We start from the raw sequence: 12,912 nt of genomic DNA, 5'->3' as shown, positions 1-12,912 counted from the left end.
GGTGATGTTAGAGACAGCTCTTTTTACTATGATAATTACAACCAATCCTCATCAATAGCGCTGGATTCGAGCTCCTTGCCGTCCCCAAGCATGATCGTTTCCGTATTAGCTACGGCTTGTTCTAATAATTCAGATAAATGATCAATGGATGCTTCTAACTTCTCTACAATCCGAAGATTTGGATTGGTTGCTGGAGATTTAGGAACAAATAAAGTACAGCAGTCCTCATATGGCAAAATGGATAAATCATAGGTTCCAATTTCCTCTGCTATTTTTACAATTTCCATCTTGTCCATCATAACAAGCGGCCGCAGAAGAGGTAGATCCGTTGCTCTTCCGATGACATTCATACTGCCAAGCGTCTGACTCGCAACCTGACCGAGACTATCCCCGCTTACAATAGCAAGGGCTCCTTCACGTTCTGCCAGCATGGTTGCAATACGGAGCATGGAACGCCGCATTAAAGTAATGATCAGATTGTCTTGCCCCAATTGGGTAAACGAAGTTTGCACCTCTGTAAAAGGAACCAGATGCAGCTTGATTTCCCCCGAATATCCAGCCAGCACTCTAGCAAGGTCAATGACTTTGTCCTTGGCTTTTTGGCTAGTAAAAGGAAAACTGAAGAAATGAACAAGTTCCAGTTCCAATCCCCTTTTCATGGAAGACCAGGCTGCTACAGGCGAATCAATTCCTCCTGATAACAACATCATTGCCTTGCCATTCGTCCCTCTTGGAAAACCTCCTACAGCAGAAAAAGATTCAAAAAAGAGGTACGTTCCTGTATCCCTGATTTCAATTTTTAGTTCAATATCCGGTTTTCTCACATCTACTTTAAGTTCCTGGAACCTACGCAGCAAAGGTGACCCTACCAGATGATTCATTTCATGAGAGGAGTGTTCAAAACCTTTCCATACACGTCTGGCATTCACTTTAAATGTAGTGCCCGGGGCAGGTCGCATCTCCTCCATGAATTCAAGTGAAGTTTCTACGATTTCATCCAATTCTGAGGCTGTTACCTTGACAGGACTGATCGAAACTAGTCCAAAAATCTTTCGTAAATCCTCTATTACAGCCAGATAGTCGTGTCCCCCAAGCCCGACGTACATACGCCCATATTCTTCTACAATTGTTGCTCCCGGGTATGCCGTAAGCTTAGATTCCACATGACTTTTCATTGATTTTTCAAAACGTCTGCGGTTTTTACCTTTTAACGTAAACTCCCCAAAACGAAGTAGTAGCATATCGTATTTCATGGTTTAGCGGTTCCACCCTTCAAAATTAGCCAGTCTTTTCTTCATTTCCCGTAGTGCGTGTATTAATTGATCGATATGTTCATCATTATGAACATCTCCGAGACTAATGCGTATACCCGAACGCGCAGCTTCTTCTGATTTTCCCATCGCCAGCAGTACTCTGCTCGGTTCTGTATATTTGGAGGAACAAGCTGACTGAGTTGAAACAACCACACCTAGTTGCTCGAGTGTATGCAGTATTACCTCTGCTTTCATACCAGGATAAGAAAAATGCACAATATGTGGTGCACCTTCCGGAGAGCTGTTCAGTTCCCATTCGGGATAACGACGAATTTCCTCCATCAAGCGATCTCTGAGCGGGATAAGGCGAGCATAAAGATCAGATCTATTTTCTTCTGCTAAACGAATGGCTTTCGTCATACCAGCGATCAGCGGAATATTCTCTGTTCCGGCCCGAACTCCCCCTTCCTGAGAACCACCTGACATCAGTGGAGCAAGTTCGAGACCTGTTCTAACATAGAGAAGTCCCGCACCTTTTGGTCCACGTATTTTATGGGCAGATATACTATATAAATCAATCCCGGAGTGTACAAGATCTACCTTTATTTTGCCAAAAGCTTGAACTCCATCTACATGAAAAATAACCTTTGGATGTTCTTTCTTAAGTTTGCGCCCAATCTCAGCAACGGGATGAATTGCACCCGTTTCATTATTCACATGCATTATGCTTACCAAAATAGTATCTTTTCTTACTGCATGAAGTACATCTTCCTCATTCACCCGGCCTTTGGAATCCACCGGTAGATAAGTGATATCATACCCCATTCGCTCCAAAAACCGAAAACTTTCATATACAGAGGCATGCTCTGTTTTCGTTGTTATCATATGTTTACCACGAGAATGATAACGCAGGGCAACCCCTTTTATCGCCATATTATTACTTTCTGTAGCTCCCGAGGTAAAAATAATTTCAGATGCTTTGGTACCCAGTGTTTTCGCGCAGACTTCACGTGATTTGTTGAGCAATTTTTCAGCATTTTCTCCATATCCGTGAATAGAGGAAGCATTCGCATAATGTCGATTCATCACTTCACTGACTGTCGTGATCACATCAGGATATGGCGGAGTTGATGCTGCATAATCAAAATAAAGCAATGGTTTCACCTCCTTAAGCACAATGTCTTTCATCATATTTAAAAAGCAAAAAGACCAATGAAAGAAAGGTCGGTTTCCATGACCTTCTCATATGATCTTCTTCGCAGATCTATACAGTTATAAAATAATCAGACAGTGTATTTCGCCTGGGCCTGTTCTATTTTAGTAATATAGCGCTGCGTTTCAAGCGGTAAACGGCTCATTACCGTCATCAGTTCCTCATCGGTGTCGACACCCAAGCGTCCGACTCTGCCTGGACCTGCATTATAAGCAGCAAGAGCCAGCTTCTCCTCACCGTTAAAACGCTGAAGCTGATAAGATAAATATCGTGTGCCTGCATCTATACTTTGGGCCGGGTCAAAAGCATTCGTAACCCCTAACCCTGCCGCGGTACCATCCATAAGCTGCATAAGCCCTTTTGCCCCAGCACTAGATACCACATTTGGATTAAAGGAAGATTCCGTATCAATAACCGCTTTGATCAAAGACTCAGATACGCCGTATTTTAGACTCGCCTGCTTAATTAATGCATCGTAGTCTGTGGAGATCCCTTCATGGGCTGTGGATACAGTATCCGAAGAAGTTCCAGGGGCTGCACTTACATTACTCAGCTCCTCTGTTACTGTTCCGTTTCCAAGATGCATCCATAAAAGTCCATCCTCGCGATTCGAAATCGTTCTTGAACTGGACTGCTCTGGACTCTGCCCTACTTGTCCCAATACTTGTTCAAAAGATGCAGTATGATTGCTGTCATTTGAAACTGAATTCGACGACTGAGAAGGTGAAGATAAGTCATACCAAAGGGTATTCCTCACCGGATCAATATGCATGTATAAATGGCCTCCCATTTGTTTTGTCCACGCTCTATTGTACACGCTATGAACTAGAAGTGCCAAGACCTGTTTTTGCTGTGTGAATATAGAATCACAAAAACAGGCAACCCTAAAATACAGAGATGCCTGCCAATACATTTTCTACTGATAGTAAGTGAACATGACAAGAAAGGAGTAACTTAGCAGAGCGGCGATCCCGATGCCTACAGCCCATCCTCCAACCGTTCGTCTTCCCTCTTTAAAAGCATAGTAACCAAGGACAATTCCGATGGTACCAAGCACAAAAGACCATACAAATAATGAGATAAATGATACGGCAAGTCCAAGGTATCCGATTCGATAGGATGCGAGACTCTCTGACTCGGTCCCCTCTTCATTACTTTCCAGTTTTTTGTCATGTCTTTTTTGAACGGAAAGCGGAGAGGTTAATTCAGCTGCATATTCTTCATGTTGTTCAGCCACATGTTGATGCTCTTTGCGCGGATAGTCAACTCGTTCTCTAACCGGCTTCGAATCGTATTTTTTTGAAGTCGTCATAATGAAGGCACCTCCGAAGCAAAAAAGCTTGACAGGGTAAAGCTACTTTTCAAATAAGCCGTGGTACACAAATCCAATAATTAATGTTTAGGTTTAAAAGTATGGCAACAAGTCGCAGAAGAAGTAGAAGCTACATCTTTGTGATCGGAGTCAAAGGTTTCACCTGCATATTCTTCTTTCAGGTGCTTTGTTGCATAAGCATCAATATTGATCATAATTAAATCTGCTTTGCAAAAATTTTCTTCACCCCAATACGAACAGTTAGATACGCTGCATCTTACAATTGGTTTATCACTCATTGTTATCACCTCTTTACTATCGTTCCCCTTTCTAAAGTGGTTATGCACAGCCCTATATTCCTTCTTTATTATGAAAAAATAAAAAAAGCCGCACACGGCGGCTTCATTGTATCTATACAATTTTTACGTAAACACTAGGCGTGATTGCGCTGATTTTGCATTCTTCGTTGTGTCAGATAATCACTTTCATAATAATTGAGATCATCTCTAAGCTCTTCATAAGTTTTTGTTATTTCCATAATAATGTCACGTGCTGAGCGAACGGGTTTTAGACGGAAACGAATTGCATCTTGTCCTGTATAAGCATAACGTCCATCTTCCGAATAGCACTCATTTCTCGGATAAAAGAAGCTGTTCACACTTTGATGGTACAAATGGTAAAGTGCTTTTTCGGCGAAATCAACGTCAAAATTTGCACGTCGTAGAACAGTCCCCAGTTTCTCATAAGAAACCTCAGAAAAAACTAACAAATGGCGTAAGTCAGAAAGAAATCCTTGGTAAAATAGTACGGTTTCCTCATCTTGATCAGCAGACAGCTGAGCAAGTGAATTTTCATTCAGAAACGTTTCCAACTTTTCTATTGCAGGTTTCAATTTCTCTCGTGCGGATTCACATAACTTCTGCACATTGGCTGACATAAAGGTAGTTCCCCCTTAAAGAAATAAGTCCTTATAGACCTCTTGTACATTGATCTGCATTTTGAATCAGACTGTTACCAGTAATTCTCAGCTACTATCCTATCATAAAATAATAACAAGCGGTACTTAAATAAAACGGGTGGATGAAGTTTTTGAATTTCCGAGTCGTGTCCGTATAAAATAGGCTTTTCCTCCTCAGGCTAAAGAGACCTGATCCCACTTAAAATAGCAGGAGGAATTTAGTTTACATGACGAAAAATAAATGGATTTACTTGGCTCTTATTTTAGCCGCTTCTGTCTTAGTTATTACCCTGCTCTTACCTTCTCAAAATAAGAACAACACAGCCGAATCGCCTGCTCCAAAACAAGAACAGCAGCTTAAACAGCAATATAAATCTCAGGATATTCAGACGACGGAGCGTTTATCACGAATGGATGCCGAGCAGCATTTGCAGAATATGCTAAAAGAACTAAAACTTGCGGACGAAGCAGAAATTACTTCCTACATCGATAAGCTCCAGTCCTCACATCATCAGCTGCATACACTGATTTGGATGAATCTTAAGGATGGAACGTCTACATCTTATTCATTACAGAAAAACAAGCAAAAACCTGTTCTCGAAAAAAATCAGCAGCTGATGTCCAGTATTAAATCGGCTAAACAAGCATTACGTAAGCATAAGTCTTATGAATCTAATTCTATGCTGCTCGGAGAAGAGAAATACTTTGTTGTCGGTCAGCCTGCTCTAGATGGTAAGCATGCCGTTGTTGCAGTGATGAGCCAGCATATCCTTAACGATGTAGAAGAACATCAGCGACGCAACTTGCGTATGATCCCCTATCCAAAAGAAGGAAAATATAACGTGAACTCCGTACTTCCTGGATCTTTAAAAGGAGTTACGGTAAAAACAGGACATGACAACCAGAATGCAAGTCATTACTATGAGAATGAAATTGTAATTCGCTTCAAAGAAGACCTCTCAACAGACAAAATGGAACAGATTAAGAAAGAAATTAAACTTGACCATGTTCATAAAATGGGTGAAACCTATGTATTCAAATCAAAAGATAAAGACTACGAAGCTTTAGCGTCGTACTTTAAGAAGAATTGGGATCCTATGTATACAGAGCCTCACTATCTGTATCTAACTAACGAATCATCTGATGATAACTTACGTGCAGGCAACATTCCGAACGATTTACTCTTCTCCAGATATCAATGGAACCTCCCTGCCACAGAAACCAATAAAGGCTGGTCTTTGTCCAAAGGTAGCGATAATGTTACCATTGCCGTCGTTGATACGGGAGTAGATCTTGATCATCCTGACCTGGAAGGGCAGTTTGTGGAAGGCTTTAATGTCGTTAACCCAGCAGAGAAACCATATGATGATGTAGGACATGGAACGCATGTCGCTGGTATCATCTCTGCCAAAGTGAATAACAATGAAGGTGTGGCAGGAATGACCTGGTACAACAAAGTGATGCCGGTCAAAGTACTCGACTCATCCGGGTCTGGGACAACTTATGCGGTAGCTGAAGGAATCATATGGGCTACAGATCATGGGGCAAAGGTCATTAACATGAGCCTCGGAAATTATGCCGATGCTGAATTTTTACATGACGCAATCAAATACGCCTATGATCGCGATGTCGTTCTTATTGCAGCAACCGGTAATGATAATACGGAACGCCCTGGTTATCCGGCAGCCTATCCTGAAGTTTTTGCGGTATCTGCAACAGATGCGGCAATGAGACGAGCTGATTTTTCTAATTACGGAGATTATATTGACGTAGTGGCACCAGGAGCAAGCATCGCCAGCACTTATCCTGGAAATCAGTATGCTGCCCTGTCTGGTACATCAATGGCAAGCCCCCATGTGGCTGCTCTGGCTGGACTAATTCGCTCCGTTAATCCCGATCTCAGTAATGAAGAGGTGATGGATTTAATGCGTTCAAGCGTTATCGATCTTGGAGATTCGGGATATGATAAATATTTTGGCTACGGACAAATTGATGTATATAAAGCACTCGAAAAAGCAGGAGCGAATATGAAGAAAGACAGTCCTCTTCAATTCTGGCCGCAAAACTTACGAAACAAAATGGAAGATACAGTAAAAAAATATGTAAAATAGCTTCACTAAAATATAAAAAAAGAGCAGACGAGGTAGCCTAAGCCTCTGGTCTGCTCTTTTTCATCCGTACTATCTACGGCGATTTGGACCGCAGCAACCGCCACCGAGGTTACCCATTTGTCCTTCTTGATCACTTTCAACTACAGCCCATTCATGTTTTGGAACAGGAATTACATGATGTTTGTTTATGATCTCTACAGGGTGAATAATCGGTTGAATCGCTTTATGATAGTGATTTTTCACAACATGAACAGGTTCACAAACAATTGGCTTCAGGATTGGACAATGCTTTTTCATATGATGATGACCTTGATAATTCATAACTCAACAACTCCTTTTCTTGTGATAATATAATCTATTCGAAATCGTCTTATCGGATTGGATGTTTGTCTCCTAATGACAAAAATATATGTAAAAAATAAAAAAACGGCAGAATGTCATCCTTTTGAGGATCGACACTGCCGTTTGTATTTACATTGAAAATGTTAACTGTTGTCAGTTAGGAAAGTTTTCCGTAAGCCGGGTTCTGTACTCTTCGTGGTATCACGGGAACTACCCTCCCACTTCAAGCGACAATCATCTATCTAGGCCATTCATTGCTGAACAGCTCAAGCGACCAACCTAGACACGCCTCGGGCTAAGGCCGTCACAAGTGACTGTGTCTCTTTAGGTCTTGCTCCAGATGGGGTTTACCAGGAACGAAGTCACCAGCGTTCCTCGGGGTCTCTTACACCTCGGTTCCATCCTTGCCTGTGCTGGCGATAAACCAGCCATCGGCGGTCCATTTCTGTGGCACTATCCTTCAACTCGCGCTGACTGGACGTTATCCAGCATCCTGCCCTATGGAGCCCGGACTTTCCTCTCGTGGCAACAAGGCCACCAGCGATTGTCTGTTAAACTTTCCAAAACAACATTACATATTATACTCGGAACTCTTGCTTCATACAAGTACAATTCCTGGGATTTATCTGTTTACACAAATTGAAATGGTTCTGTGTTTATTTCGGAAGCATGTACTTTCGTTTCATATCGATTTTGTTCAAGTTTAGAACGCAGCCATTTGGCTGTATTTGGCTTCATGATTTTCTCAATATTATGTCCTGGATCAATAATCGCAATCCCTGCCATCAAAGCATCTTGAGCAGTATGGTAGTCGATGTCCCCCGTTACAATTACGTCCGCACCTTTGAACAGGGCAGGATTTACATACCTGCTTCCTGAACCTCCAAGCACGGCTGCTTTTTTCACAGTACGGTTCAAATCACCAACAACACGAACTGTTTTGACATCGAACTGTTCTTTCACTGTATCTACGAGTGTCTGCAGTGAGACAGGTTCAGCCAATTTCCCTACTCTACCCAGACCAAGCGATCGACCTTTCAGGTCCATGTGATAGAGATCATAAGCTACCTCCTCGTAAGGATGTGCTTTTAGCATAGCCTGAACGACTTTGCTCTTTACAGACCCAGGAACGATCGTTTCGATCCGCACCTCTTCTACACGCTCCATTTGACCTTCTGAGCCAATAAAAGGCTTAGTTCCTGCTCCAGGTACAAAAGTTCCTACACCGTCTATATTGAAGCTGCAGTGGCTGTAATCACCGATAGCACCGGCTCCTGCTCCAAGAATGGCCTGCAATACTTTCTCATGATGAGTCTTTGGTACAAATACCACCAGTTTATATAAGTTTTCTGTATGCAAATCCTCGAGGGGAGATCCATTTTGGATTCCGATGGCTTCTGCCATCCAATCATTAATTCCGCCTTCTGCGACATCTAGGTTCGTGTGACTAATGTATACTGCAATATCATGCTTAATCAGCTTTTCATACAACTTCCCCATCGGAGAATCGGTTTGAAGCGATTTTAATGGCCGAAATATAATGGCATGATGGGCAATAATTAAATCAGCCTGAATACGAATGGCTTCATCGATAACCTCTTCTGTGACATCGAGAGCAACAAGAACATTCTTGATTTCTTTCTGGAGAGTTCCTAGCTGAAGACCAATTCGGTCATCAGGGACAGCCAAGTGTTTGGGTGCCAGCTGTTCCATATATGAAATTACTGTTTGTCCTTTTGCATACATAACAGAACCTCCTCAATCCGTTTCAATCTATTTTGAATCTCTTCGGCTTTTTCTTTTGCAGCAGGTAGATCCGAGTTAGATAAGGATTTCAATACATATTTTAGCTTGTCCATTTCCCAGTGCCATTTTTTTATAAAGACAGGGCCTCCTTGCTCTACTAAAAAAGGACCCATGGCAATTAGCTCTTCCTTGCTCAGTTCCATTTCATTATTCCCAGTACCGATTAATTTCGGTTCGTAGATCTCATCATTGGCAATATGTGAAAAATAAGCGGGAACTGCAGCAATGACTTCATAAATCTTCCCATCTTCTTCAATGATTCGTTCTGCTTCAACGACAAAATCATGCTCATATAACCATTTACGGAGTATATCTTCTCCAACATTAGGCTGCAGAATAAGCCGAGTGACGCCTTCCAGCCTATGAATGCCCCGGTCTAAGATAGCGGCAATCAGCGCTCCTCCCATACCCGCAATCGTAACCGTATCTACTTCGCCTGGTTCGATGACATCAAGGCCATCTCCTCTGCGTACTTCAATTTTTGCTGAGAGTCCCGCACTTGCCACTTGTTTCTTTGCAGCTTCAAATGGACCTTCGTTCAGTTCGCCGGCAATCGCCTTCACAGCTTGCCCGCTGCGAACACAAGCTACCGGCAGAAGAGCATGATCTGAACCGATATCAGCAAGGATCCGTCCCGGATCCATTAGATCATGTAATAGTTGCAATCTTTTTGACAATTTCACTTCACAACACCATCCAGTATTTACTTGGTTTACAGTCCAAGAGGACCTACGCAGTAATGCATTCTCATTTGCAATCAGACAAAAAAAGAGATAAAATAATGTTTATTAGCAAATTCAATACATTAGTTCCAAAAACAAGAAAACTTGTTCGTGTTAATTATAAATAAAGAGGACCTCCTGCCACATCACACAGCAGAAGGCCCACTATTTCAACTATTCAAGAAAATCTTTCAGGCGTTTGCTGCGACTTGGATGGCGTAGCTTACGCAATGCTTTTGCTTCAATCTGACGAATCCGCTCACGTGTAACGCCAAACACTTTACCTACTTCTTCAAGTGTTCTTGTACGTCCATCATCAAGACCAAAACGCAAGCGAAGCACATTCTCTTCACGCTCAGTCAGCGTATCCAGCACATCTTCCAGTTGCTCTTTAAGGAGTTCATAAGCTGCTGCATCTGCAGGAGCAAGTGCTTCCTGATCCTCGATAAAGTCTCCCAAATGAGAATCATCTTCCTCACCAATCGGAGTTTCCAGTGAAACTGGCTCTTGTGCAATCTTCGTAATTTCTCTTACTTTTTCTACACTCAAATCCATTTCAGCTGCAATCTCTTCCGGTGTTGGTTCGCGTCCCAATTCTTGAAGGAGCTGACGAGATACACGAATCAATTTATTGATGGTCTCTACCATATGCACCGGAATACGAATGGTACGAGCCTGGTCAGCAATTGCACGGGTGATCGCCTGGCGAATCCACCAAGTTGCATACGTACTAAATTTAAAACCTTTATTATGGTCAAACTTCTCAACCGCTTTGATCAATCCCATGTTTCCTTCTTGAATTAGATCGAGGAAAAGCATACCACGACCAACATAACGCTTCGCAATACTTACAACGAGTCGTAAGTTAGCTTCTGCTAGACGACGTTTTGCTTCTTCGTCTCCATTCATAATACGCTTAGCGAGTTCAACCTCGTCATCTGCGGATAGAAGTGGGACACGGCCGATTTCTTTCAAATACATACGCACCGGGTCATTAATCTTGATACCTGGAGGTAAGCTTAAATCATCATCAAAACGAAAATCATCACTATCATTGTTTTCGGAGTCTTCACTTGGACGAAGTGGGTTCTCCTCATCATTTTCATTCACTACATCGATTCCCAAATCACTGAGTTGTTCATAAAACTCATCCATTTGTTCAGGATCTTGATCAAATGGAGAAAGCTTCTCCATGATCTCTTTATAGTTTAGTGACGCCCTCTTTTTACCTTGTTCAATCAGTTGGTCTTTTACTTGATCCAGCGTCAATTCTGTTTCTAGTTCAGTATGCTGATCATTCGCCATATTCCGACTCCCTCCTCCCTAGAAACATGCTATGCTAAAAACAATCACTGTCTCTCTAGGGTTATAATCTCACTTGCAATTTGTGCTGCGCGCAAAAAATCTCCGGATCGTTCGGCAGCAATCATTTCTTCTTTCTTTTGATCAATCTGCCTAAGCACAGGGTATTTAAGCACCTCTCGTATACAATCATCCAGGGCACTCTGATCCCACTGACCAGGAGCATCCATCATAATGATCGAGCTCACTGTTTTTTCTAACCGGTCATCCTGAAGGGATAGCATGAACAGCCCTGTATCCGGTGCTTTTCCTTGTGCGTAATAAGCATATAGATAAGCAGCAATTGCTGCATGATCGTTAATGTTAAAAGCCTCGCCAAGATGCTCATTGACGTACCTTGCAGCTTCCTCGTCTTGAAGCATCCAGGATAGAAGCCTTCTCTCGGCCGCATGATAGGCAGGAAGAAGATTAGGTGTAGGAATCTGCCTATTTTGTTGCCTACCATTATTCCACCTATTATCGATATTATCCCCATGATGCTCGTTTTTTTGTATTTGTTGTCTTTCGAGGTTGCATTCTTGCTTTAAAGTCTCGAAATCAACATCTACTTCAGATGAAAGTTCCCGAAGATATACTTCCCTTTCTGTCGGTGAAGACAGGGGAGCTATCAGTTTGATGGCTTCTCGCGAGTAAGCAATCCGACCACCTTCTTCTAGCAGTATATGGTTTTTCTTCAGGTTTATAAGCTTAAATTTTATCGGAGACACTGCACCATCAATAATTTGATGAGTAAAGCGGTCACCGCCATGCTTTCGAATGAATTCATCCGGATCAATTCCATCAGTTAAAAGCGCAATCTTTACTACAAGACCAGCGGATTCCAAGATGGGCAAGTTTTTTAGTGCAGCAGCTTGTCCGGCTTTATCACCGTCATAACAAATAATTACCTCATCACTGAGTGATTTAAGCATTCGTGCTTGGTTTTCTGTTAATGCGGTTCCCATTCCAGCGACACCATTAAGAATATCATGCTCCCACGCCGAGATTACGTCACCGTATCCTTCAAACAAAATCGTCTGCCCTTTCTTACGAATGGAAGACTTCGCATTATACATGTTATAGAGGACACGACTTTTATTAAATAATCTCGTTTCGGGTGAGTTTAGATATTTGGGCTGGCCATCTCCCATGATCCGTCCCGCAAAAGCAATGACCTTGCCACTACTGCTCTTAATAGGAAAAATAATACGATCTCGAAAACGGTCTACATATCCCCCGCCTTCATGTCGAGAAGAAATAAGTCCACCCTTCTCCATTTCAGGAAGTGAGAAAGAACGTTTCTCAAGAAATTGAACCAGTGTATTCCATCCTGCAGGAGCATAGCCAATCTGAAAATGATCAATTGCCTTATCGTTCATACCCCGACCACGCAAATATTCTATCGCTGCTTTTCCGTACTCCGTATTTTTGAGTAGATAATGGTATAATTTCGCAGTAAGTTCGTTCGCCTGCAGCAGACGCTCCGTTTCCGGATTGTGGTGTGCAACATCACGTCCATGCCAATCCCCTAGAGGGATATGAGTTTCTTCTGCCATCGATTTTACAGCCTCGGGGAAGGTTAATCCTTCGATTTCCATCCTAAATTTGATGGCATTTCCACCCTTGCCGCAACCGTAGCAATAGAAAATTTGGCGTTCTGGTGTAACCGTAAACGAAGGGGTATTCTCTGAATGAAACGGGCAAAGTCCCTTCATGTATTTGCCCTGCTTGGTCAGATGTACAAATTTACTTACCGTGTCTACGATATCATGTTGTTGAAGAACTGATTCGATAACACTTTCCGGTATGTTACCCTGTCCGGCACTCATCCTAACCACCTTCATCTCTTAACAC

At 42.4% G+C, this 12,912-nt stretch carries 12 protein-coding genes and 1 other RNA gene; 1 reads left to right on the top strand and 12 read right to left on the bottom strand.

All coding sequences use genetic code 11. The annotated features are described in order from the left end of the window. Positions 1-35: 35 nt before the first annotated feature. From thiI to H9647_RS06025, 6 genes are all read right to left on the bottom strand, one after another. On the bottom strand, positions 36-1,253 hold the full coding sequence (gene thiI / locus H9647_RS06050) for a tRNA uracil 4-sulfurtransferase ThiI (protein WP_191798865.1): 1,218 nt from the start codon (positions 1,251-1,253) through the stop codon (positions 36-38). Positions 1,254-1,256: 3 nt separating this feature from the next. After that, complete coding sequence (locus H9647_RS06045; RefSeq protein WP_191798864.1) at positions 1,257-2,408, bottom strand: cysteine desulfurase family protein; 1,152 nt, start codon at positions 2,406-2,408, stop codon at positions 1,257-1,259. A 128-nt stretch (positions 2,409-2,536) separates the two neighbouring features. After that, the gene (locus H9647_RS06040; protein ID WP_191798863.1) at positions 2,537-3,238 is read right to left on the bottom strand and encodes a lytic transglycosylase domain-containing protein; all 702 of its coding nucleotides are present in this window, start codon (positions 3,236-3,238) and stop codon (positions 2,537-2,539) included. A 144-nt stretch (positions 3,239-3,382) separates the two neighbouring features. Beyond that, the gene (locus tag H9647_RS06035; RefSeq protein WP_191798862.1) at positions 3,383-3,778 is read right to left on the bottom strand and encodes a hypothetical protein; all 396 of its coding nucleotides are present in this window, start codon (positions 3,776-3,778) and stop codon (positions 3,383-3,385) included. A gap of 80 nt (positions 3,779-3,858) precedes the next feature. Next, a complete protein-coding gene (locus tag H9647_RS06030) occupies positions 3,859-4,077 on the bottom strand; it encodes a DUF1540 domain-containing protein (protein ID WP_191798861.1) in 219 nt (72 codons plus the stop codon). A gap of 134 nt (positions 4,078-4,211) precedes the next feature. Beyond that, positions 4,212-4,715, bottom strand: a complete 504-nt coding sequence (locus H9647_RS06025) for a YpuI family protein (RefSeq protein WP_191798860.1) — start codon at positions 4,713-4,715, stop codon at positions 4,212-4,214. A gap of 248 nt (positions 4,716-4,963) precedes the next feature. On the opposite strand from H9647_RS06025, the gene H9647_RS06020 reads away from it, so the two are divergent. Next, the gene (locus H9647_RS06020; protein ID WP_191798859.1) at positions 4,964-6,847 is read left to right on the top strand and encodes a S8 family peptidase; all 1,884 of its coding nucleotides are present in this window, start codon (positions 4,964-4,966) and stop codon (positions 6,845-6,847) included. Between the two features lie 69 nt (positions 6,848-6,916). Here H9647_RS06020 and H9647_RS06015 read toward each other — a convergent pair whose 3' ends face one another. From H9647_RS06015 to dnaG, 6 genes are all read right to left on the bottom strand, one after another. Next, a complete protein-coding gene (locus tag H9647_RS06015; protein WP_191798858.1) occupies positions 6,917-7,168 on the bottom strand; it encodes a hypothetical protein in 252 nt (83 codons plus the stop codon). A gap of 179 nt (positions 7,169-7,347) precedes the next feature. Beyond that, positions 7,348-7,749: RNase P RNA component class A (gene rnpB, locus H9647_RS06010), an RNA gene on the bottom strand. Positions 7,750-7,819: 70 nt separating this feature from the next. After that, a complete protein-coding gene (locus H9647_RS06005) occupies positions 7,820-8,935 on the bottom strand; it encodes a Nif3-like dinuclear metal center hexameric protein (protein ID WP_191798857.1) in 1,116 nt (371 codons plus the stop codon). Next, positions 8,911-9,678, bottom strand: a complete 768-nt coding sequence (locus H9647_RS06000; protein WP_191798856.1) for a tRNA (adenine(22)-N(1))-methyltransferase — start codon at positions 9,676-9,678, stop codon at positions 8,911-8,913. The genes H9647_RS06005 and H9647_RS06000 overlap by 25 nt, the downstream gene beginning before the upstream one ends. 213 nt (positions 9,679-9,891) lie before the next feature. Then, positions 9,892-11,022, bottom strand: coding sequence for an RNA polymerase sigma factor RpoD (gene rpoD / locus H9647_RS05995; protein ID WP_160034146.1), 1,131 nt, complete (start codon positions 11,020-11,022; stop codon positions 9,892-9,894). A 44-nt stretch (positions 11,023-11,066) separates the two neighbouring features. Continuing rightward, a complete protein-coding gene (gene dnaG / locus H9647_RS05990) occupies positions 11,067-12,887 on the bottom strand; it encodes a DNA primase (RefSeq protein ID WP_191798855.1) in 1,821 nt (606 codons plus the stop codon). Positions 12,888-12,912 lie beyond the last annotated feature (25 nt).

Origin of the sequence: Paenibacillus gallinarum, from assembly GCF_014836635.1 — a bacterium.
Classification (GTDB): domain Bacteria; phylum Bacillota; class Bacilli; order Paenibacillales; family Paenibacillaceae; genus Paenibacillus; species Paenibacillus gallinarum.
Note: the sequence above shows the minus strand (reverse complement) of the source record. Positions and strands in the feature narration are given on the sequence as shown.

Excerpts from the sequence above, each read along its gene's own strand:
- dnaG (WP_191798855.1), bottom strand. The coding sequence starts at position 12,887 with ATGAGTGCCGGACAGGGTAACATACCGGAAAGTGTTATCGAATCAGTT.
- H9647_RS06020 (WP_191798859.1), top strand. The coding sequence starts at position 4,964 with ATGACGAAAAATAAATGGATTTACTTGGCTCTTATTTTAGCCGCTTCT.
- H9647_RS06025 (WP_191798860.1), bottom strand. The coding sequence starts at position 4,715 with ATGTCAGCCAATGTGCAGAAGTTATGTGAATCCGCACGAGAGAAATTG.
- H9647_RS06035 (WP_191798862.1), bottom strand. The coding sequence starts at position 3,778 with ATGACGACTTCAAAAAAATACGATTCGAAGCCGGTTAGAGAACGAGTT.
- thiI (WP_191798865.1), bottom strand. The coding sequence starts at position 1,253 with ATGAAATACGATATGCTACTACTTCGTTTTGGGGAGTTTACGTTAAAA.
- rpoD (WP_160034146.1), bottom strand. The coding sequence starts at position 11,022 with ATGGCGAATGATCAGCATACTGAACTAGAAACAGAATTGACGCTGGAT.
- H9647_RS06030 (WP_191798861.1), bottom strand. The coding sequence starts at position 4,077 with ATGAGTGATAAACCAATTGTAAGATGCAGCGTATCTAACTGTTCGTAT.
- H9647_RS06005 (WP_191798857.1), bottom strand. The coding sequence starts at position 8,935 with ATGTATGCAAAAGGACAAACAGTAATTTCATATATGGAACAGCTGGCA.
- H9647_RS06040 (WP_191798863.1), bottom strand. The coding sequence starts at position 3,238 with ATGCATATTGATCCGGTGAGGAATACCCTTTGGTATGACTTATCTTCA.
- H9647_RS06015 (WP_191798858.1), bottom strand. The coding sequence starts at position 7,168 with ATGAATTATCAAGGTCATCATCATATGAAAAAGCATTGTCCAATCCTG.